1 protein-coding gene is annotated in these 23,898 nt (G+C 66.8%); it reads left to right on the forward strand.

What is annotated here, in order from left to right:
- Window positions 1–114 precede the first annotated feature (114 nt).
- Window positions 115–23,814: a type I polyketide synthase gene (locus OID54_RS35960; protein ID WP_329026629.1), complete on the forward strand. Its 23,700-nt coding sequence runs from the start codon at window positions 115–117 to the stop codon at window positions 23,812–23,814.
- The last annotated feature ends 84 nt before the right edge of the window (window positions 23,815–23,898 follow it).

Below are 23,898 nucleotides of genomic sequence, written 5' to 3' on the forward strand. Positions count from 1 at the left end.
CACGCCACATGTGCCGCAGGGTGAACCGGGTCTAGCCACCGGGGAATGCAGGCGCGCCCGAAGGCGCCTGGGACAGGCAAGTGACAGTAGTGCGACGGGGCCATGGAGCATGCGATGACTGAGTCTGTTTCTCTGCCGGGCGACCGTTCCTCGGACGGCGCCGAGGACACGATCGTGGTGGTGGGCGCGGCGGTTCGGCCGCTGAGCCTCATCCGCGCCGCCGTGGCCACCGACGCCATCGACACACCGGACGGCCCCGAGGCCGCCACCGCCGGCCCTCCGCGGTTCGACACGGAGTTCTTCGCCGAGGCGCTCGGAGAGGTCGCGACCGCGGACGGTTGGCGGAGCGCGCTGCCGTACGGGCCCGCAGCCGCGGAGGTGTGGTGGCAGGCAGTGGAACACGCGGGCATCGTCCCGTCGGCAACCGCGGGCCTGAGCATCGATCTCTTCCTCGTCGTGCCTGCCGGCTCAGGCGTGGGCTCCAGCTCCGGCGTTGACTTCGGCTCAGGCGTCGGCTCCAGCTCCACTTCCGGCTCTGACTCCGTGGCGCCGAGTGCGGGCGAGCCGGAGGCGGGGTTCGGCGGGGACGCCCGCCTCGCCGAGACCGTGGCCGCGATCCTGCACCTGCCGAGCGCCGAGCGTTCCCGCACGACCCCGCACCCCACGCTGTCCGTGCATCGAGTTGCTTCGGGTGAACAGGCCCTCAGCGCTGCCCGTACCCGCCTTCGTGAGCACGGCTGCACCGTGGCCCTCGTCGCAGGACCCGGACTGCACCTCCCCGACCCCACCACGACCTTGGAGGAAGGGGCCACCGCGTACGGGGCCACCGTGCTCAAGTCGTACCCCCGAGCCCTCGCCGACGGGGACCACATCTGTGGTGCTCTCACCGTCGATGGACGACTGCTGCCACTCGCCACCGAGGCCGTCGCCGCGCCACCCGCCGACACCACGAAGGCAGCGAAGAAGAAGGGGCGCAAGAGCCGAAAGCGCCCGATCACGCCGGGCGAGACCGCCGACAACCGCAGCAGCGAACCCGTACCCGCCCTCGAAGCACAGACACTGCTCGACACAACGGATGACACCCGCATCCCCGACGGCGCGAAGCCTGCGACCGCATCGAACGGCGAGACACCCCCACTCGCGCACACCGCGATCGAACACCCGCTGCCCTGGGCCCTCTCCGCTGCCGGCCACGACGCGTTACGCGCCCGTGCCCGGCAACTGCACGAGCACCTCACCGCACACCCAGAACTCACGCCCGAAGCCGTCGGTCTCGCTCTCGCGAACACCCGCCACCAGTTCGGGCACCGCGCGGTGATCCTCGGCGACACGCGAGAGCAACTCCTCACAGCCCTCGACACCATGGCGAACGGCGGCTTCACCTCCGACGCCGTTCAAGGCGTCGCCACCACCCGCCCCACCGCGTTCGTCTTCCCCGGCCTCGGTGTGCAATGGGCCGGCATGGCAGTGGAACTGCTCGACTCGTCACCACAATTCCGGGCCGCCCTCCTCCGCTGCCAACACGCACTCACTGCCCACACCGACTGGACCGTCACCGACGTCCTACGGGAGACCAACGAGGCCCCCGGACTCGACAGCATCGCCGTCAGCCTGCCCACCACCTTCGCCGTCCAAGTAGCCCTGGCCGAAACCTGGCAAGCCCACGGAGTACGCCCCGCGGCCTACGCGGCACACAGCCTGGGCGAGGTCGCCGCCGCCCACCTGTCCGGCGCACTCACGCTCAAGGACGCCGCCCGCCTCATCACCACCTGGGGCCACTGCCTGGCGGAACTGCGCGCTCGCGGTGGGGACATGCTCCTCGTCTCGCTGCCCGCACACCGAATGGACTCGATCCTCCAACCCTGGGCAGGTCGACTCGGCCTCGCCGTCCGCAACGGCCCAGAGTCCGTCGTCGTCTCAGGCGACCGCGACGCCGTCGAGGAACTCCATGCCTCACTGGTAGCCGACGACATCCGGTGCCGCATCATCGCCGTGGGCGTCGCCGCGCACTCCCACCACGTCGACGACGTTCGAGAGCGCATACTGAGCGAACTCGCCACCCTCGAACCCCGCGCCACGCACACCCCCTTCTACTCGTCGGCCACCGGCGGTATCGTCGACGGCCGCACCCTCGACGCCCACTTCTGGTTCGAGACCCTGCGCCACCAGGTCCGATTCGAGCAGACAACACAGGCGCTGCTCGCCGACGGCCATGAAATCCTCATCGAGGTCAACCCCCATCCCGCGCTCACCGCAGTGATGGAGGAGATCGCCGCCTCCGCGGGGCGCCGGGCGGTCACCATCGGCACCCTCCGTAGAGGACAGGGCGGCCCCCACCGCTTCCGCACGTCGCTCGCCGAAGCGCACGTACAGGGCGTAGACGTCGACTGGTCCCCGGCCTTCCCCGGAATCCCCGCCGATCGGGTGCCACTCCCCACCTACCCGTTCCAACGGACCGACCTCGCCGCCCGAGCAGTCGACGACACCTCAAAGCTCCGCCACGAACTGGTTCCCCTCAGCGAGTCCGCACGCGAACACACCGTCCTCGCCCTCATCGCCGCCGCGACCGGCGCACTGCTCGGCGCGCCCGGACCGGTGCCCCTACCCACCGGCCGCACCTTCCGCGATCTGGGTCTGGACTCCGTCACCGCTGTCGAACTGCGCACCCGCCTCAACCAACTCAGCGGCCTCGAACTGCCCCACACCGTCGTCTTCGACCACCCCACCCCGCACTCCCTGGCCCAGCGACTCATCGCCGAGGCCCTCGGCACGGCTCACACCACCGACGTCGACACCACCACCGCCGCTTGGGACGAACCCGTCGCCATCGTCGCCATGAGCTGCCGACTGCCCGGGGGCATCCACACCCCCGAAGCCCTGTGGCAACTGCTCGCCGACGGGGCCGACGCCGTGGCGCCCCTGCCCGGCGACCGAGGCTGGGACATCGAGGGCCTCTACGACCCCGAACCGGGTCGGCCCGGCCGCTACTACCAGCGTGAAGCAGGACTGCTCCACGAAGCACCGCACTTCGAGCCCGAGTTCTTCGGGATCTCCCCGCGCGAAGCCCTGGCCATGGACCCCCAACAGCGGCTGCTCCTGGAGACCGGCTGGGAAGTCCTGGAGCGTGCCCGCATCCGACCCGAGACGCTCCGCGGCACCCGCACCGGAACGTTCATCGGAGCAATGACCCAGGACTACGGACCCAGGCTCCACGAGGCACCCGAGGAGCTCAGCGGCTACCTCCTCACCGGCAACACCGCCAGCGTCGCATCCGGCCGACTCGCCTACACACTGGGCTTCGAAGGCCCGGCCGTCACGATCGACACCGCCTGCTCCTCCTCCCTGGTCGCCCTCCATCTGGCCGCCCAATCACTGCGCACCGGCGAATGCACCCTCGCCCTCGCCGGCGGGGTCACCGTTCTGCCCTCCATGGGCTCCTTCGTCGAATTCAGCAAACAGCGCGCCCTCGCCCCTGATGGACGATCCAAGGCGTTCTCCGCCGACGCGGACGGATTCGGCCTCGCCGAAGGCACCACCATGCTCCTCCTGGAGCGACTCTCCGACGCACGCCGCAACGGCCACCCCGTACTCGCGGTCATCCGCGGCACCGCCATCAACCAGGACGGCGCGTCCAACGGCCTCACCGCCCCCAGCGGACCAGCACAGCAGCGGGTGATTCGGCAGGCGTTGGCGAATGCCGGTCTGGGTTCTGCTGATGTGGATGTGGTGGAGGCGCATGGCACGGGTACGTCGTTGGGCGACCCGATCGAGGCGCAGGCGTTGCTGGCGACCTATGGTCAGGACCGCCCGGCGGACCGTCCGCTGTTTCTCGGTTCTCTGAAGTCGAACATCGGTCACACCCAGGCCGCTGCCGGTGTCGCCGGTGTGATCAAGATGGTGCTGGCCCTCCAGCACGGCGTACTCCCCAAGACCCTTCACGCCGCCACTCCGTCACCACGCATCGACTGGTCCGGTGGACACGTACGCCTCCTGACGGACGCCACCGCTTGGCCGCAGAGCGGCCGCCCCCGTCGCTTCGCCGTCTCCTCGTTCGGTATCAGCGGCACCAACGCCCACGCCGTGGTCGAAGCCACCGACGAGACCGATACGCAGGCGCCCACACCGGTCACCGCACCCACACACCCTGCGGTGACCACCGAACCCGACCCCGCGGTGACGATCTCCGGCACCGAAGCGAGCACCGACGACCTCAGCAACAACGACCGCCGCTCCATCAACCACACCGACACCCCCGCCGTACCGTGGCTGCTTTCCGCCCGAACCCCCGAAGCGCTCGCCGCACAAGCCCGCGCCCTCCTCGTCCACACCGAAGCGCAGCCCCAACTGCTCCCCGCCGACATCGGCCACTCACTCGCCACCACCCGCCAGACCTTCGAACACCGCGCCGTCGCCATCGGCACCGACCGATCGGAACTCGTCGACGGGCTCAAGGCCATCGCAGCCGGCGGTACCACCCGGCAGACCGTGCAGGCAGTCGCCGTCGAAGGCCGCCGAATCGCATTCGTCTTCCCCGGTCAAGGCTCCCAGTGGGTCGGCATGGCCGTCGAACTCCTCGACGCCTACCCCGCCTTCCGCGATCGGCTCCACGCCTGCGGCCAAGCCCTGGAACCCCACGTCGACTGGTCACTGGAAGACGTACTGCGCGGTACACCCGGTGCCCCGGCCATCGACAGTGCCGACGACGTCATCCAGCCAGTGCTGTGGGCGGTCATGGTCTCGCTCGCCGAACTCTGGCGCTCCCTCGGCGTCCATCCCTCCGCCGTCGTCGGCCACTCCCAGGGCGAGATCGCCGCCGCGGCCGTCGCAGGAGCCCTGAGCCTCGATGACGCCGCACGGGTCGTCGCCCTGCGCAGCCGGCTGCTGGCCAGGCTCGCCGGGCTGGGAGGGATGGTCTCCCTGCCCGAGCCGCTCGCCGACGTCATCCAGCGTCTCGAACCCTGGGACGGACGCATCGGCATCGCCGCCGTCAACGGTCCGAGTTCCGTCGTCGTCTCGGGCGACGCAGACGCCCTCGCCGAGCTGCTCGAAGCGTGCGTCGCCGCCGACGTACGCGCCAAGCGCATCCCCGTCGACTACGCGTCCCACTCCACCCATGTGGAGATCATCGAAAACGAACTCGCCGAAGCCCTCGCCGGCATCACTCCGCTCACTCCGACGATCCCGCTGTACTCCACCGCCAACGGCGAGATCATCACCACCGCGGAACTCGACGCCACCTACTGGTACACCAACCTCCGCACCACGGTCGGCTTCGAGCCCGCCACCCGAAAGCTCCTCGACGACGGACACCACGTTTTCATCGAGTGCAGCCCCCACCCGGTCCTCGCCATCGGCCTCCAGGAATCCGCCGAAGCGGCCGGCGTCGCCGCGGACGTCATTCCGTCCCTGCGCCGAGGACAAGGCGGCCCCGCACGGTTCCTCACCTCACTCGCGGACGCCCACACGCGCGGCGTCGCCGCGAACTGGCCGGCGGTCTTCACCGCGCACCACGAAGCCTCCACCAAGGACTTCCCGCACCAGCCCCGCACCGTCGAACTCCCCACCTACCCCTTCCAGCGCCGTCGCTTCTGGCTCGACGCCCACACCACCTCGGCGAATCCCGTCCTCGACCAGCACAGTGCGGCCGAGGCCAGGTTCTGGCAGGCCGTGGAGAACGCCGACGTCAACGAACTGACCAGCTCGCTCGATCTGGACCCCGACGCCTCCCTGGACGAACTGGTCGCCCACCTCGCCGACTGGCGACGCCAATCCAACGAGAGCGCTCGGATCGACGACTGGCGTTACCGCATCGCCTGGACACCCACCGCCACCCAACCTCGACGCGGTGAACCGACCACCCTCGACGGCACCTATCTGCTCGTCACCTCCACCAGCCGTCAGCACGACGAACGCGCCACCGCCATCCACGATGCGGTGACCGCCCGAGGCGGCCACGTCCAACGCATCACACTCGACCCGGCAGCCGACACCGACCGTACGGCGGTGGTCCGGCACCTGGAACGGGCCGACGACGCCCCAGCGCCGACGGCGGTCCTCTCCCTCCTGGCCGACGACGAGAACACCCTGGCCGACCACCGGGTGACGGCAGGACTAGCCGCCACCCTCACCCTCGTCCAAGCCCTCGGCGACGCCGAGATCGATGCGCCCCTCTGGTGCGTGACCACAGGAGCGGTCTCCACCGGCCCCGCCGATCCCCTCCGCAACCCACTCCAGGCACAGCTCTGGGGCCTCGGTAGGGTCATCGCCGCCGAACACCCCGAACGCTGGGGCGGCCTCATCGACCTACCCGAGGATCTCGACGCACGCACTGCCGACCTCCTCAGCTCGGCCCTCGGCGCACACTCCGCAGGTGTCGAACGCGAGAACGAGATCGCTGTACGAGCCACCGGAATCCTGTGCCGTCGCCTCATCCGTGCCACCCCAACCCCAGACCCCACGCCCTACCGCCCACACGGCACCATCCTGATCACCGGTGGCACCGGCACCCTCGGTGCCCATGTCGCCCGCTGGCTCGCCCACCAGGGCGCAACCCATCTCGTCCTCACCAGTCGCAGCGGCCCCGACGCACCCGGCGCCTCGGAACTCCAAGCCGAACTGAACGCCATCGGCGCCTCCACCACCATCGCCAGCTGCGACGTCGCCGACCGCGAAGACCTGCGTCGCCTGCTCGACTCACTGCCCGCCGACACTCCGCTCACCGGTGTCATCCACGCGGCAGGGGTCCTCGACGACGGCATCCTCGACGCGCTGACCACCGAACGCCTCGAAAACGTCCTCAAGGTCAAAGTCGACGCAGCCCGTCACTTGCACGAACTCACCGCTGCACACGAGCTGGACCTCTTCGTCCTCTTCTCCTCCATCGCCGGTGTCATCGGCAACGGAGGCCAAGGCGGATATGCCGCAGCGAACGCCTTCCTCGACGCGCTCGCCCACCAACGCCGCGCCGAAGGGCTGCCCGCCACCGCCATCGCCTGGGGCTCCTGGGGCAGTGGCCGGATGATGGGAGATCACGCCGAACAGCACCTCATCCGCCGCGGCATCCTCCCCATGCCCGCCGACCTCGGCATCGCTGCACTACGGCGCGCCATCGAACAGAACGACACCGCGCTCACGCTCGCCCACATCGACTGGGAACGTTTCGTCCCTGCATTCGCCGTCGACGGGGACTACCCGCTGCTGCGTCGCCTGCCCGAAGCGCAGCAAGCCCTCACCCCGTCAGACTCCACCACCGCCGCCGCGATGAACGGACCGATACTCGCCCAACGCCTCGTCGGGCTCTCCGGCCCTGAGCGTTCCCGAGCGATCCTCGAACTCGTCCGTGCCCAGGCTGCCGCTGTTCTCGGCCACTCCGGGGCGGACGCCATCCAGCCCCAGCGCGCATTCCGTGAGACCGGCTTCGATTCCCTCACAGCCGTCGAACTGCGCAACCGACTCTCCACCGCCACCGGCATGCGGCTGTCGACGACAGTGGTCTTCGACCACCCCACCCCCGCCGACCTCGCCGATCTCATCGAAACCCAGATCTCGGGTCACGAGCCGACCACCCCCGCCACCATCGCCCTCACACCCCGTGCCACGGACGACGAGCCCATCGCCATCGTTGCGATGAGCTGCCGCTTCCCCGGCTCGATCAAGGGACCCGAAGACCTCTGGCAGCTGGTCACGGCCGGCACCGACGCTCTGTCCGGATTCCCGGACAACCGCGGCTGGGACCTTGAATCCCTCTACCACCCCGACCCCCAGAACCCGGGCACGACCTACGCCCGAGAAGGCGGCTTCCTCCATGACGCGGGCGACTTCGACGCCGCGTTCTTCGGGATCTCCCCCCGTGAAGCCCTCGCCATGGACCCGCAACAGCGGCTGCTCCTCGAAGTCGCCTGGGAAGCATTCGAACGCGCCGGCATCGACCCGGGCACCCTCAAGGGCTCGCGCTCCGGGGTGTTCATTGGCTCCAACGGCCAGGACTACGCATCGGGCCTCGGGCGCGCACCGGAAGGCGTCGAGGGGTATCTCCTGACCGGTCGTGCGGCCAGCGTCGTATCCGGCCGCATCTCCTACACATTCGGCCTCGAAGGCCCCTCGCTGACGGTGGACACCGCCTGCTCGTCCTCCCTGGTCGCGCTGCACCTCGCCGTACAGGCACTGCGGCAGGGCGAGTGCGAGATGGCGTTCGCCGGCGGTGTCACCGTGATGTCCACGCCGGGCAACTTCGTCGAGTTCAGTCGTCAGCGTGGGCTTGCCGCGGATGGTCGGTGCAAGGCGTTCTCGGCGGCTGCGGATGGTACGGGCTGGGGTGAAGGCGTCGGAATGCTCCTGGTGGAGCGGCTTTCCGATGCTCGTCGGCTCGGGCATCCAGTGCTGGCTGTGGTGCGGGGTTCTGCGGTGAATCAGGATGGTGCGTCGAACGGTCTCACCGCGCCGAATGGTCCTGCGCAGCAGCGGGTGATCCGCCAAGCGTTGGCGAATGCCGGTTTGGGTTCTGCTGATGTGGATGTGGTGGAGGCGCATGGCACGGGTACGTCGTTGGGTGATCCGATCGAGGCGCAGGCGCTACTGGCGACCTATGGTCAGGACCGGCCGACGGATCGTCCTCTCCTTCTCGGCTCACTCAAGTCGAACATCGGTCACACCCAGGCCGCTGCCGGTGTCGCCGGTGTGATCAAGATGGTGCTGGCTCTCCAGCACGGCGTACTCCCCAAGACCCTCCATGTCGACGCGCCCACCCCGCACGTCGACTGGTCGGCGGGTTCCGTGAAGCTACTCACCGAACCCGTTGCATGGCCCGGCGACAGCGATCGCGTACGCAGGGCCGGAATCTCGTCGTTCGGCGTGAGCGGCACCAATGCCCACGTCATCGTCGAGCAGACCCCCGAGCCGGCGACCGAGGAGGCTCCCTCGGAACCCGCCGGCTCGGGGGCCGGAACACCGACCACCGCTGCGGCACGGACAGCCGTGCCCTGGCTGCTCTCAGGGAAGACCACCACCGCGCTCCGGGCCCAAGCCGCCCGGCTCCATGCGCACCTCACCGACCGCGCAGCCCAGTCGATGCCGACAACGGCCGATGTCGGGTTGTCCCTGGCGGCCGGCCGAGCCGCACTGGAACACCGCGCCGCCCTCGTGGGCACCGACCCCGAAGATCTGCTACGAGCACTTGCCGCCCTGGCCGCCGATGAGCGTACGGAGGGAGCGGCGCAGGTCGTCGTCGGCAGCGTCCAGGACACTGCTGCACCTGCGTTTGTGTTTTCGGGGCAGGGGAGTCAGTGGTGGGGTATGGGGCGTGGGTTGTATGAGTTGTTCCCGGTGTTTGCGGATGTGTTTGACACTGTGTGTGTCGGGTTGGATGGGTTGTTGGGGTGTTCGTTGCGGGAGGTGTTGTTTGAGGGTGATGGGTCAGGGTTGGCTGGTACGGGGTTGACTCAGCCTGCGTTGTTTGTGGTGGAGGTGGCGTTGTGTGGGTTGTTGGGGTCGTGGGGTGTGGTTCCTGCTGTGGTGGCGGGTCACTCGGTGGGTGAGTTCGCTGCCGCGTATGTGGCGGGTGTGGTGTCGTTGGAGGATGCGTGCCGGTTGGTGGCGGCTCGTGGCCGGTTGATGGAAGACCTTCCGCCCGGTGGGGTGATGGTCGCGGTCGAAGCCTCCGAAGCCGACGTCCTCCCACTCCTGGCCGGTCTGGAGGACCGGGTCGGGATTGCGGCGGTCAATAGCCCCACCTCGATCGTGCTCTCCGGCGCGGAGGATGCGGTCACCGCGGTCGTGGAACAGTTGGGGGATCGTCGTTCGAAGGCGCTGACCGTCTCCCATGCTTTCCATTCACCGTTGATGGATCCGATGCTGGATGCGTTCCGTACGGTCGCGGAGAGTGTCACCTTCCATGAGCCGACCGTGCCGATCGTGTCCACGGTCACCGGCCGCCCGATCACCGCGGGGGAGATGTCGAACCCGAACTATTGGGTCGAGCACATCCGCCAGCCGGTCCGTTATGCGGATGCGGTGCAGTCGCTGGCTGAGCAGGGTGTGAATGTGTTCCTTGAGGTCGGCCCTGGCGGAGTCCTGACCGGGTTGACGCAAACCAACCTCGACCATGCAACAGCCATCCCGACCCTCCGCCCCAACACTGCCGAAGACCTCTCCCTCACCACCGCACTGGCTCACCTCCACGTCCACGGCACTGTCATCGACTGGCCCGCCTTCTACACCGGCCGTGGCGCCCAACTCGTCGACCTCCCCACCTACCCCTTCCAACACCAGCACTACTGGCTACGGGTCCCGCCCCAGTTCGACACCGAGGCCATCGGTGTCACGGACACCGATCATCCGATGCTGGGGGCGACCGTCATGCTCCCCGACGGCGGTATGGTCCTCACCGGCAGACTGTCCTTGGCCACCCATCCTTGGCTCGCCGATCACGCCTTCGCCGGGGTGGTTCTCGTACCCGGAACGGCCTTCGTAGAGCTGGCCCTGCGCGCTGGCCGTGAGGCCGGTTGCGACCTGCTCGAAGAAATCACCTTGGAAGCCCCGCTCGTTCTGCCAGAACACGGAGGAGCCCAGCTCCGTCTGGCTGTGGGAGCCGCGGATGAGGCCGGCCGCCGAACTCTGACCCTGCACTCGCGGTCTGACGCCGACCCCACCAACACGGTGTGGACCAGACACACCAGTGGCTCCCTGGCCCTCGACCAACAGCAGCACACCGCGGCCGATTTGACCGTATGGCCACCCCGAGGAGCCGAAGAGGTCGACACCCAGAACCTCTACGACCAACTTGACACGATCGGCTTCGGATACGGCCCGGTCTTCCGAGGGCTGAAGGCCGCGTGGCGGCAGGGAAACACCCTGTTCGCGGAGGCAGCCCTCCCCGAAGACGCAGCTACGGAAGCCTCCGCATACGGACTCCATCCGGCCCTGCTGGATGCTGCCCTCCACGCCTCATGGCTCGGTCTGCTCTCCGGGTCCGAAACGGGGCAGGGACTGCTCCCCTTCTCCTGGGGCGAAGTGCGGCAGTCGGCAGTCGGCGCCGACACCGTACGGATCGAACTCACCCCGGTGGGAACGGACACCATGTCCGTCCTGATCGCTGACGGGTCCGGACAACCCATCGCATCGATCGGCAGTCTCGTCCTACGCCCTGTGACGGCCGAACAACTGAAGCCCACCGCATCAATCGAGCAGGATGCGCTGTTCCGCCTGGACTGGGTCCAGGGTGAACCGGGCACCCCCCATGCGTCCACCCGGCTCATCAATCTCGCCGATCTCAACCCCGCTGACGCAGTACCGGAAACCGACTTCGTCATCGCCAGGATCGCAACGGCTACCGACGAATCCTCGGAGCTGGCATCAACTGCCCAGACCATTCGGGCCACCACTCACCGAACCCTCCGGCTCCTTCAGGAATGGTTGACGGACACGCGCTTCGACTCGGCGCGACTCGTCCTGGTCACCCATCGCGCGGTCGCCGTCTCTGCCGAGGAGCGCTCGACACTCGATCCTGCCCAGGCCGCGGTCTGGGGGCTGGTGCGCGCGGCTCAGTCGGAGAACCCCGCTCGCTTCATCCTCGTGGACACCGACGACGATGACCTGTCGTCCCTCCACCCGGCGCTAGCCATGGAGGAGCCGCAGATCGCCATGCGCTCCGGCCGCATCCTTCTGCCCCGTCTCACCAGGGCGACCCATAGTGAGGCCGAGGGCACGGACAGCACGTTCCCGGCTGAGGGCACCACTCTCATCACCGGAGCGACCGGTACGTTGGGCCGCCTCCTCGCCCGTCATCTGGTGACGACGCATGGGGTGCGACACCTGGTACTGGCGAGCCGTCGAGGCCCGGACGCCGTGGGCTCCGCGGAGTTCACCGAGGAGCTCACAGCGCTGGGAGCCGAGGCCATCACCGTGGCCTGTGACATCGCCGACCGTACGGAACTGGGCGCCCTGCTCGATGCCATCCCAGCCGAGCACCCGTTGACCGCCGTGGTGCACGTCGCGGGAGTGACGGACGACGGCACCATCGGCGCACTCACTTCCGATCGACTCGACAGTGTGTTCCGCCCGAAGGTCGACGCGGCACTCAATCTCCACGAGCTCACCTCCAGCCTCGACCTCTCCGCATTCGTCCTGTTCTCCTCCATCTCGGCCACCCTCGGCGGGGCAGGGCAGGGGAACTACGCCGCCGCCAATGCCTATCTGGACGCTCTGGCCCAACAGCGCCGGGCAGCCGGACTGCCCGCCGTATCGCTGGCCTGGGGACTCTGGGCCGATGACAGCGGCATGACGGGTGTGCTCGACACCGCGGATCATGCGCGTATCCGCCGGATGGGCCTCCTCTCCATGGACTCCGCACAGGGCCTCGCCCTGTTCGACGCGGCCTGCCTGAGCCGGGAGGACGTTCTCTACCCGGCTGCTCTGGACAAGTCAGGTCTTCGAACACAGGCTGCCGAGGGTCGAGTCCCCGCACTACTTCGCGGACTCGTGAAGGCACCGATGCGGATCTCCCGGGCCACGCGGGGTGGCGTCACGCCGGGCGGGATCGCCGACCGGGCCGCCACCTTCGCGGACGATCTGGTCGCACTGCCGGAAGCCGAACAGGACCGTCTGCTGATGGACCTGGTGCGCCGTCAGATAGCGAATGTCCTCGGTCACACCTCTCCGAACGAGATCGAACCCGGGCGGGCCTTCAAGGAACTCGGCTTCGACTCGCTCACCGCCGTGGAACTCAGGAACCTGCTGAATGCCGCGACCGGCACTCGCCTGCCCGCCACGCTCGTCTTCGATCACCCCACCCCCATCGCTCTCACTCGATTTCTCCGCAGCGAGATCCTGGGCGACCGATCGGCACCGGCCCCTTCGGGGAGTCCTGTCCCCAACCTTCCCGAGTCGACCTCCGCGGTCGGGGATGAGCTGATGGCGATTGTGGGGATGAGTTGCCGGTATCCGGGGGGTGTGCGGTCGCCGGAGGACTTGTGGCGGTTGGTGAGTGAGGGTGGCGATGCCGTGGGTGGGTTCCCGGGTGATCGTGGGTGGGATCTGGAGGCTTTGTACCATCCTGACCCTGATCATGCTGGGACGAGCTACACCCGAGAAGGCGGCTTCCTCCATGACGCCGCCCAGTTCGATCCCGACTTCTTCGAAATCTCGCCGCGTGAGGCGCTGGCGATGGATCCGCAGCAGCGGTTGCTGCTGGAGACGTCCTGGGAGGCGTTCGAACGGGCGGGAATCGATCCGTCGTCGGTACGTGGTTCCCGTACGGGTGTTTTCGCCGGCGTGATGTACCACGACTACGGCTCTCGACTCTCCACCGCACCTGAAGGGCTTGAGGGCTATCTAGTCAATGGCAGCGCGGGAAGCATCGCCTCCGGTCGTGTTGCCTACACGTTTGGTCTTGAGGGGCCTGCGGTGACGGTGGATACGGCGTGTTCTTCGTCGTTGGTGGCGTTGCATTTGGCGGCGCAGTCGTTGCGGCAGGGTGAGTGTGAGATGGCGTTGGTGGGTGGTGTCACCGTGATGGCGACGCCGAACACGTTTGTGGAGTTCAGTCGGCAGCGTGGGTTGGCTGTTGATGGTCGGTGCAAGGCGTTCTCGGCGGCTGCGGATGGTACGGGTTGGGCTGAGGGTGTGGGGATGCTGTTGGTGGAGCGGTTGTCGGATGCTCGTCGGCTGGGGCATCGGGTGTTGGCTGTGGTGCGGGGTTCTGCGGTGAATCAGGATGGTGCGTCGAATGGTCTTACTGCGCCGAATGGTCCTGCGCAGCAGCGGGTGATTCGGCAGGCGTTGGCGAATGCCGGTCTGGGTTCTGCTGATGTGGATGTGGTGGAGGCGCACGGTACGGGTACGTCGCTGGGCGACCCGATCGAGGCGCAGGCGCTACTGGCGACCTATGGTCAGGACCGCCCCGCGGATCGTCCTCTCCTTCTCGGCTCACTGAAGTCGAACATTGGTCATACGCAGGCGGCTGCGGGTGTGGCGGGTGTGATCAAGATGGTGATGGCGATGCGGCATGGTGTCGTGCCGCGTACGTTGCATGTGGATGAGCCGTCACCGCATATCGACTGGTCGGCGGGGGCCGTCGAGCTGATAACCGAGCCGGTGGAATGGGCAGTCGAGGGGCGTCCTCGTCGGGCGGGGGTGTCCTCCTTCGGAGTGAGCGGCACCAACGCCCACGTCGTCATCGAACAAGCCCCAGAGGCCGAACCAGAGCCCGAATCTGATTCCACAAAGGTGCCTGCCCAGGGCACCGCCACTGCTTGGCTCCTATCAGCTGAGACTGAGCAGGCACTTCGTGCACAAGCACAGCGCCTGCTGGCGCACATGGCTGAGCATCAAGATGCCCGACTGGTCGATGTGGGCCTCTCTCTTGCGACATCAAGGGCAGCACTGGGCCACCGGTCCGTGGCAATCGGAGCTGGCCACGATGAGTTGATGGAAGGCATCGAGGCCATCGCGGCGGGGCGAACCAACCCTCAAGCTGTGCAACGCACGGACCCCTCGAAGGGACTCATCGGCGGGGCGGAAAAGCCCGCATTTGTGTTTTCGGGGCAGGGTAGTCAGTGGTGGGGTATGGGGCGTGGGTTGTATGAGTTGTTCCCGGTGTTTGCGGATGTGTTTGACACTGTGTGTGTCGGGTTGGATGGGTTGTTGGGGTGTTCGTTGCGGGAGGTGTTGTTTGAGGGGGATGGGTCGGGGTTGGCTGGTACGGGGTTGACGCAGCCTGCGTTGTTTGTGGTGGAGGTGGCGTTGTGTGGGTTGTTGGGGTCGTGGGGTGTGGTTCCTGCTGTGGTGGCGGGTCATTCGGTGGGTGAGTTCGCTGCGGCGTATGTGGCGGGTGTGGTGTCGTTGGAGGATGCGTGCCGGTTGGTGGTGGCTCGTGGCCGGTTGATGGAGGACCTTCCGTCGGGTGGGGTGATGGTCGCGGTCGAAGCCTCTGAAGCCGACGTCCTCCCGCTCCTGGCCGGTCTGGAGGATCAGGTCGGGATCGCGGCGGTCAATAGCCCCACCTCGATCGTGCTCTCCGGCACGGAGGATGCGGTCACCGCGGTCGTAGAACAGCTGGGGGACCGGCGCTCGAAGGCACTGACCGTCTCCCATGCCTTCCATTCACCGTTGATGGATCCGATGCTGGACGCCTTCCGTACGGTCGCGGAGAGCGTCACCTTCCATGAGCCGACCGTTCCGATCGTCTCCACCGTCACCGGCCGCCCGATCACCACCGGCGAGATGTCAAACCCCGAGTACTGGGTCCAGCACATCCGCCAACCCGTCCGCTACGCGGATGCGGTCCAGGCCCTGGCTGAGCAGGGGGTGAGTGTCTTCCTTGAGGTCGGCCCTGGCGGAGTCCTGACCGGGCTGACGCAAACCAACCTCGACCATGCAACCGCCATCCCGACCCTCCGCCCCAACACCGCGGAAGACCTCTCCCTCACCACGGCACTCGCGCACCTCCACGTCCATGGCACTGTCATCGACTGGCCCGCCTTCTACACCGGCCGCGGCGCCCAGCTCATCGACCTCCCCACCTACCCCTTCCAACGCGACCGCTACTGGCTGGATGTTCCGGCTCCCCGCGGTGGTATCGCTGCCGCAGGGCTGACCGCGACCCATCACGAGCTCCTCGGCGCCATGACCGTAATGCCCGATGGCGGAGGATCCCTGTTCTCGGGCCGCCTCTCCCTCACTACGCATCCGTGGCTAGCTGACCACTCCGTATCCGGAGTGTGCCTGCTGCCCGGCACAGCCTTCCTGGAGATGTGCATCCAAGCAGGCGACGAGCTCGGCTGCGGTCGTGTGGATGAGCTCACCCTCGCCGCACCGCTTGTGCTTCCCGACACCGGAGCGGTCCAGCTCCGTCTGATCGTCGGCATCTCGGCCGACCAGAGCGCCCGGCGTACGGTCAAGGTCTACTCCCGACCCGAAGGCTCGACCGATGCCGAGCCAGAGAGCCCGTGGATCTGCCACGCCACAGGCTTCCTCACCCCCGACACCGATCGCCACTACGCCATGACCGGCCGCGGCACCGATGGTTCAGCGGAGGAATGGCCTCCCATCGGTGCGACTGTCGTGGATCTCGACGGCAGCTACCAGCAGCTCGCCGCGTCCGGTTTCGTATACGGACCGGTCTTCCAGGGACTGCGGCAGCTCTGGCGGCGAGGCGAAGAGCTCTTTGCCGAGGTCGCCTTGCCACAAGGTGCCTCCGTCGACGGTTTCGCCCTTCACCCTGCCCTGCTCGATGCAACGCTGCACGCCCTGGGGGCAGCCGACTTCCTGACGGCGGGCCATGAAGGACGGCTTCCGTTCGCCTGGAACGGGGTCAGTGTGTACGCCACGGGAGCCGAAGCCGTAAGAGTCAGGCTGCCGCATGCCGTTGAAGGCTCCGATTCAATCTCGCTGTGGATCACCGACGGTGTGGGATCGGTGGTTGCATCCGTCGACTCCCTCACACTGCGCACGGTGGATCCAGAGCAACTGAAGGCGGCTTCTGATCCTCACCGCGACTCACTGTTCCGCATCGAATGGGAGCAACACGAACCATCGACCACGGATACCCCCGTACCCGTGGCAGTGCTCGACACCCTGTCGGAACTCGGCTCCGCCCAGACCTCGGCGGCCGAGATGGTGGCGATTCGCGTTGCTGGGGCCGGGTCGGAATCCGACTTCCTCTGCTCAGCCCCCGTACAGAGCGTGTTGCCCCTCCTCCAAGAGTGGTTGGCCGAGGAGAGGTTTGCGGCCTCCCGACTGCTGGTGATGACGCGACGCGCCGTAGCGGTTTCCTCCTCCCACAAGGACGGTACGGCAGCCGACGTCGACATGGGGCAGGCTGCAGTCTGGGGACTGGTGCGTTCTGCTCAGTCGGAGAACCCCGGCCGCTTCACCCTGGTCGACTGCGACACCGACGACACAACACTCCTGTCGGAAGCGGCGGCGACGGGTGAACCGCAGATCGCGATCCGTGAAGGCCGCCTGCTCGTGCCACGTCTCGCACGCATCGACGCGGGATCACGCACCGGTTCGGGGACTCCTTCCAAGGCAACCACGTTCTCCTCCACGGGTACGGTTCTGATCACCGGAGCGTCCGGCACACTCGGCAGGCTCATTGCCCGCCATCTGGTGACGACGCATGGGGTGCGGCACCTGGTACTGGCGAGCCGTCGAGGCCCGGACGCCGAAGGGGCCCAGCACTTCATCGCCGAGTTGGAAGGGCTAGGTGCCCATGCAGCTGCGGTCAGCTGCGATGTCGCTGACCGGGCCGCGCTGGTCGAACTGCTGGCCACCATCCCCGCCGATCGTCCCCTGACCGGAATTGTCCATGCCGCCGGTGTCGTGGACGACGGCACCCTGCCGACCCTTACCCCAGAGAGCATCGACCGGGTCTTCGGACCCAAGGCGATAGCCGCGATGAACCTTCATGAGCTGACTCTGGGCCTGGAGCTCTCCGCCTTCGTTCTCTTCTCGTCCGCGGCCGGCACGCTCGGAAGCGCCGGCCAGGGAAACTACGCCGCCGCGAACTGTGTCCTCGACGCTCTGGCAGAATCGCGACGAGCCGCGGGTATGCCCGCGCTGTCGATGGCTTGGGGGCTGTGGGCCGAATCCAGCACGCTCACCGAAGACCTGGCGGACGCTGACCGCCACAGGATCAGCCGCTCAGGACTGATCGCCTTCCAGGCCGAAAAGGGCTTGGCCCTCTTCGACGAGGCAAGCCGCTCCGCACTGCCCGTTGTGATCCCGGTCCAGCTCGACATGGGGACGCTCCAGACACAGGCACAAAATGGAACGCTGTCCCCGGTACTTCGTCGGCTGGTGCGGACTCCTGCGCGCCGCATGCTTGACGCGACTTCCGAGTCGGTGGGTGCGCTCTCCCTGGTCCAGCGGCTCAACGCCCTGGCACCGGCCGAGCAGTATCACCTCGTCCTGGACCTGGTACGGACACAGATTGCGGCGGTGCTCGGCCACCAGACCGATACCGGGATCGTGGCGGACCGCCAATTCAAGGAGCTCGGGTTCGACTCGCTGACCGCTGTGGAGCTGCGCAACACGCTGAACACCGCTACGGGACTCCGACTCAACGCGACCCTCGTGTTCGACCACCCGACACCCGAGGCGCTGTCCCGCTTCCTTCTGGCCGAACTCGTCACATCGAATGCCTCTGGCGCATTGGTGAACACCCCGGTATCCCTGCCGGTCGGGGATGAGCTGATGGCGATTGTGGGGATGAGTTGCCGGTATCCGGGGGGTGTGCGGTCGCCGGAGGACTTGTGGCGGTTGGTGAGTGAGGGTGGCGATGCCGTGGGTGGGTTCCCGGGTGATCGTGGGTGGGATCTGGAGGCTTTGTACCATCCTGACCCTGATCATGCTGGGACGAGCTACACCCGAGAAGGCGGCTTCCTCTACGGAGCGGGTGAATTTGACCCGTCGTTCTTCGGAATCTCGCCGCGTGAGGCGCTGGCGATGGATCCGCAGCAGCGGTTGCTGCTGGAGACGTCGTGGGAGGCGTTCGAACGGGCGGGCATCGATCCGTCGTCGGTACGTGGTTCCCGTACGGGCGTCTTCGCCGGCGTGATGTACCACGACTACGCCTCCCAGCTCGGGCAGGTGATACCGGACGGAGTCGAAGGACATCTGGGCATGGGCACGTCCGGCAGCGTGGCTTCCGGGCGGTTGTCGTACACGTTTGGTCTTGAGGGGCCTGCGGTGACGGTGGATACGGCGTGTTCTTCGTCGTTGGTGGCGTTGCATTTGGCGGCGCAGTCGTTGCGGCAGGGTGAGTGTGAGATGGCGTTGGTGGGTGGTGTCACCGTGATGGCGACGCCGAACACGTTTGTGGAGTTCAGTCGGCAGCGTGGGTTGGCTGTTGATGGTCGGTGCAAGGCGTTCTCGGCGGCTGCGGATGGTACGGGTTGGGCTGAGGGTGTGGGGATGCTGTTGGTGGAGCGGTTGTCGGATGCTCGTCGGCTGGGGCATCGGGTGTTGGCTGTGGTGCGGGGTTCTGCGGTGAATCAGGATGGTGCGTCGAATGGTCTTACTGCGCCGAATGGTCCTGCGCAGCAGCGGGTGATCCGCCAGGCGCTGGCGAACGCGCGGTTGAGCTCGGCTGATGTGGATGTGGTGGAGGCGCACGGTACGGGTACGTCGCTGGGCGACCCGATCGAGGCGCAGGCGCTACTGGCGACCTATGGTCAGGACCGCCCCGCGGATCGTCCTCTCCTTCTCGGCTCACTGAAGTCGAACATTGGTCATACGCAGGCTGCTGCGGGTGTGGCGGGTGTGATCAAGATGGTGATGGCGATGCGGCATGGTGTGGTGCCGCGTACGTTGCATGTGGATGAGCCGTCTCCGCATATCGACTGGTCGGCGGGGGCCGTCGAGCTGGCTACCGAGCCGCTGGAATGGGCAGCAGTTGAGGGGCGTCCTCGTCGGGCGGGGGTTTCCTCCTTCGGAGTGAGCGGCACCAACGCCCACGTCGTCATCGAACAAGCCCCAGAGGCTGAGCGACCGGTGAACGCCCCTGAGTCGGGACCGTTGTCAGACGTGGTCACATGGGTTCTCTCCGCGAAGGAAGAGGACAGCCTGAGGACACAGGCGCAACGCCTGGCTGCGCATCTAGACGCCCACCCCCAGGTGCAGTCAGCTGACGTCGGGCTGACTCTGGCAACATCGCGAGCGGTGCTGGAACAGCGCGCGGCCATCGTGGGCACCGATCGTGGTGCCTTGTTGGCCGGACTGATGGCCATCGCCTCAGGTCAGGTGACTGACGGAGTGATCCGGGGCGACTCTGAGCGCTCACTGAACCGGCTGGCGTTTGTGTTTTCGGGGCAGGGGAGTCAGTGGTGGGGTATGGGGCGTGGGTTGTATGAGTTGTTCCCGGTGTTTGCGGATGTGTTTGACACTGTGTGTGTCGGGTTGGATGGGTTGTTGGGGTGTTCGTTGCGGGAGGTGTTGTTTGAGGGTGATGGGTCGAGGTTGGCTGGTACGGGGTTGACTCAGCCTGCGTTGTTTGTGGTCGAGGTGGCGTTGTGTGGGTTGTTGGGGTCGTGGGGTGTGGTTCCTGCTGTGGTGGCGGGTCATTCGGTGGGTGAGTTTGCTGCCGCGTATGTGGCGGGTGTGGTGTCACTGGAGGATGCGTGCCGGTTGGTGGTGGCTCGTGGCCGGTTGATGGAGGACCTTCCGGCTGGTGGGGTGATGGTCGCGGTCGAAGCCTCCGAAGCCGACGTCCTCCCGCTCCTGGCCGGTCTGGAGGACCGGGTCGGGATTGCGGCGGTCAATAGCCCCACCTCGATCGTGCTCTCCGGCGCGGAGGATGCGGTCACCGCAGTCGTGGAACAGTTGGGGGACCGTCGTTCGAAGGCGCTGACCGTCTCCCATGCTTTCCATTCACCGTTGATGGATCCGATGCTGGACGCGTTCCGCACGGTCGCGGAGAGCGTCACCTTCCATGAGCCGACTCTGCCGATCGTGTCCACCGTCACCGGACGCCCGATCACCACAGGCGAGATGTCGAACCCCGAGTACTGGGTCGAGCACATCCGCCAGCCGGTCCGCTATGCCGATGCGGTCCAGGCACTGGCCGAGCAGGGCGTGAGCGTGTTCCTTGAGGTCGGACCTGGCGGAGTCCTGACCGGGCTGACCCAAACCAACCTCGACCACGCAACAGCCATCCCGACCCTCCGCCCGAACACCGCCGAAGACCTCTCCGTAGCCACCGCCCTCGCCCACCTCCACGTCCACGGCACCCCCATCGACTGGCCCGCGTTCTACACCGGCCGTGGTGCCCAACTCATCGACCTCCCCACCTACCCCTTCCAACGCAACCGCTACTGGCTGGAGTCAGGCCCAGCCGTGAGCGATGTGGCCTCGTTCGGGCTCGCCTCAGCCGGCCACCCCCTGCTCGGTGCGACTGCAGTGCTCGCCAACGGTGATGGAGCGCTGCTGACAGGTCGGTTGTCCCTCGACACCCATCCTTGGCTCGCCGAACACATGGTCAATGGCGTTGTATTGCTGCCCGGAACCGCCCTGCTGGAACTGGCCGTGCAGGCCGCCTCCGAGGTGGGATTCGACCGAGTGGATGAGCTCGTCCTAGGCGCTCCGCTGCTTCTACCCGATCGAGGGTCCTCGCAATTCCAAGTCGTTGTCGGTGGGCCGGACGAGGCAGGCCGTCGTGCCGTGAGCATCCACTCGCGCACGGAGAGGGACAGCGGCGCCGAATGGCTTCGCCACGCGACGGGCTACCTGTCCGACGCCAAGCTCCAAGCCCCAGATCCGAGCGATCAGGCCGTTCAGGAACCGGACGGTCCGTCATTCTTGAACGGATCCAACGACTGGCCAACCCATGACTCCGAGTCGATGAACATCGACGGTGTGTATGAGCGGTTGTCCGATCTTGGGTTTGGCTATGGTCCGTTGTTCCAGGGGTTGCGGGGGGTTTGGCGTCGGGGTTCCGATGTGTTTGCTGAGGTGGCGTTGCCTGAGGGGACGGTGGTTGATGGGTTTGGTGTGCATCCGGCGCTGTTGGACTCGGCTTTGCATGCCCTCGGTGTGTCTGGGGTGTTGGAGGACACCGGGCAGGGGCGCATTCCCTTCTCGTGGAGCGGGGTACAGCTCACCGCGACCGGTGCCACCCGACTACGAGTCAAAATAACCTCAACTGGAGCAGACAAGGTCGCTCTGACCGCCATCGAGCCGTCGGGGCAGACGGTGATCACCGTGGACTCTCTTGTGCTGAGGCCGGTCTCGCCCGAGCAACTGGATCAGGCGCGGGGGCAACAGAGTCCGCAGGAATCCCTCTACTACCTGGACTGGACTCCGCTTCCTCTGGTGGTGAGAGACACGGATGTGCTCTCTCCGGGCCGGTCGGTCGAAGAATGGCCTGTCGTAGGACAGGGCAGTGAACTACAAGCAGCCCTGGACAAGGCCGGACTGCACGCCACTTACTATGCCGATCTGCCCGGCCACTCGGAGAGCAACTCCGAGCCCGGCACAGGCGGCAGCGGACAACCCTCTCCTTCAGTCGTCCTCGTCTCCGTCGGCCCTGGTCACAGTGACAGTGAAGTCTCGGTGGCATCCGTCCACACCGCGGTGTACCGAACTCTGGACGTAGTACAGCAATGGCTCTCAGACCCTCGGTGGGAGCGGTCCCGGCTGGTGGTCGTGACCAACGACGCAGTGATCGCAAACGGCAGGGAGGGCGTCATCGCACCGGCTCAGGCTGCGATGTGGGGTTTGGTGCGCTCGGCGCAGTCCGAGCATCCAGGACGCTTTGTCCTCGTTGACACGGACCGTGACTCCAACTCGGTGCGCATGCTGCCCGAACTCCTCAATACCGCGGGTGATCAGTTCGCCGTGCGAGCAGGCGCCGCCTTTGTGCCTCGACTGGCGCATGCCGAAGATTCGACACGCAACGATGTGCCCACCGCCCCCTTCGAGGCCGAGGGTACGGTCTTGGTGACCGGCGCTTCGGGGCAGCTCGGCCAGGTCATGGCCCGACACCTGGTGACCGAGCACGGCGTACGTCATCTGCTGTTGGCCAGCCGAAGCGGTGGCGCGGCTGAAGGCATGGCCGAACTCGCGGCAGACCTGGCCGTTGACGGGGCAAAAGTGGCCCTTTCGGCCTGCGATGTTTCGGATCGGGGGGCGCTTGCGAAGCTCCTCGCAGAGGTTTCGCCGGAGCATCCGCTGACCGGCGTTGTGCACGCCGCCGGAGTGACCGAAGACGGTATCGTCGCCGGGCTCACCAAGGACCAGACCGAACGAGTGCTCCGCCCCAAGGTGGATGCAGCAATCCATCTGGATGAACTCACTCGTGACAGCGATCTGGGCGCCTTCGTTCTGTTCTCTTCCGCGGCCGGGGTGTTCGGCGCAGCTGGGCAGGCGAACTATGCCGCGGCCAATGCCTGCCTCGATGCAGTGGCCCAGTCCCGACGTGCGGCCGGACTTCCGGCGGTGTCCCTGGCGTGGGGTCTGTGGTCCGGTGGTGGCGGCATCACCGGCTCGATGAGCGAAACGGACCGTGGACGCATGACCCGCGGCGGCATAGAGCCACTTCCCGTCAGCGATGCGCTCGAACTCTTCGATGCGGCGATCGGTCACCCCCGAGCTGCGTTGATCCCGATACACCTGAATCTGGGGGTGCTTCGGCAAAGGGCCACGGCCGGTGAGCTGCCCGCTCTGCTTTCGTCACTCCTCCCCACTCCGGGCGGACGCGGACTGACACACACGGCTGGTGCGAACGGCAGCGACTCCGCCCATGGCACAGCGAACCCTTCACCGGAAGGCAACGGCACAACAGACCTCACCCTTCGCTTGGAAGGCCGAACCGAGGTCGAACAGCGCAAGCTGCTGCTCGACCTCGTATCCGAGCACGTTGCGTCAGTGCTCGCGCTTCCCTCCGCACGGGTGGTGAGGCCAACGCACACCCTGCGGGATCTGGGATTCGACTCCTTGACGGCAGTCGAGCTCCGCAATCGGCTCGCCACGGAAACCGGCCTCAAACTGCCGCCCACACTGGTCTTCGACCACCCCACTCCGGCCGATCTCGTCGAGTATCTGAAGGCCCAGGCTGCTCCCCAACAGTTGGCGATCACAGCGCTACTGGCCGAGTTGGACGGTCTGGAAGAGGCGTTGCACAACAGTGCAGTGGCGGACGTGACACAGCGCGGCGCAATAGGCATGCGCCTTCAGACATTGGCGACCCGGTGGTCGAACGGAATTCCTGGGAACGGAATCGACACCGAGCCCATCCAGGGTTCTGGAGCGAAGGATGGACTCGATGCAGCTACCGACGACGAAATGTTCGATTTCATTGGTAAGGAATTCGGGATCTCCTGAATCAGCAGGCTGCCGGACACCCGTGCCAGCCTCAACCATTTGCTGACCTCCGGGCCCAAAAGGCTCCTCTGTAAAAGGTGATCC

This window comes from Streptomyces sp. NBC_00690 (assembly GCF_036226685.1).
Lineage (GTDB): Bacteria > Actinomycetota > Actinomycetes > Streptomycetales > Streptomycetaceae > Streptomyces.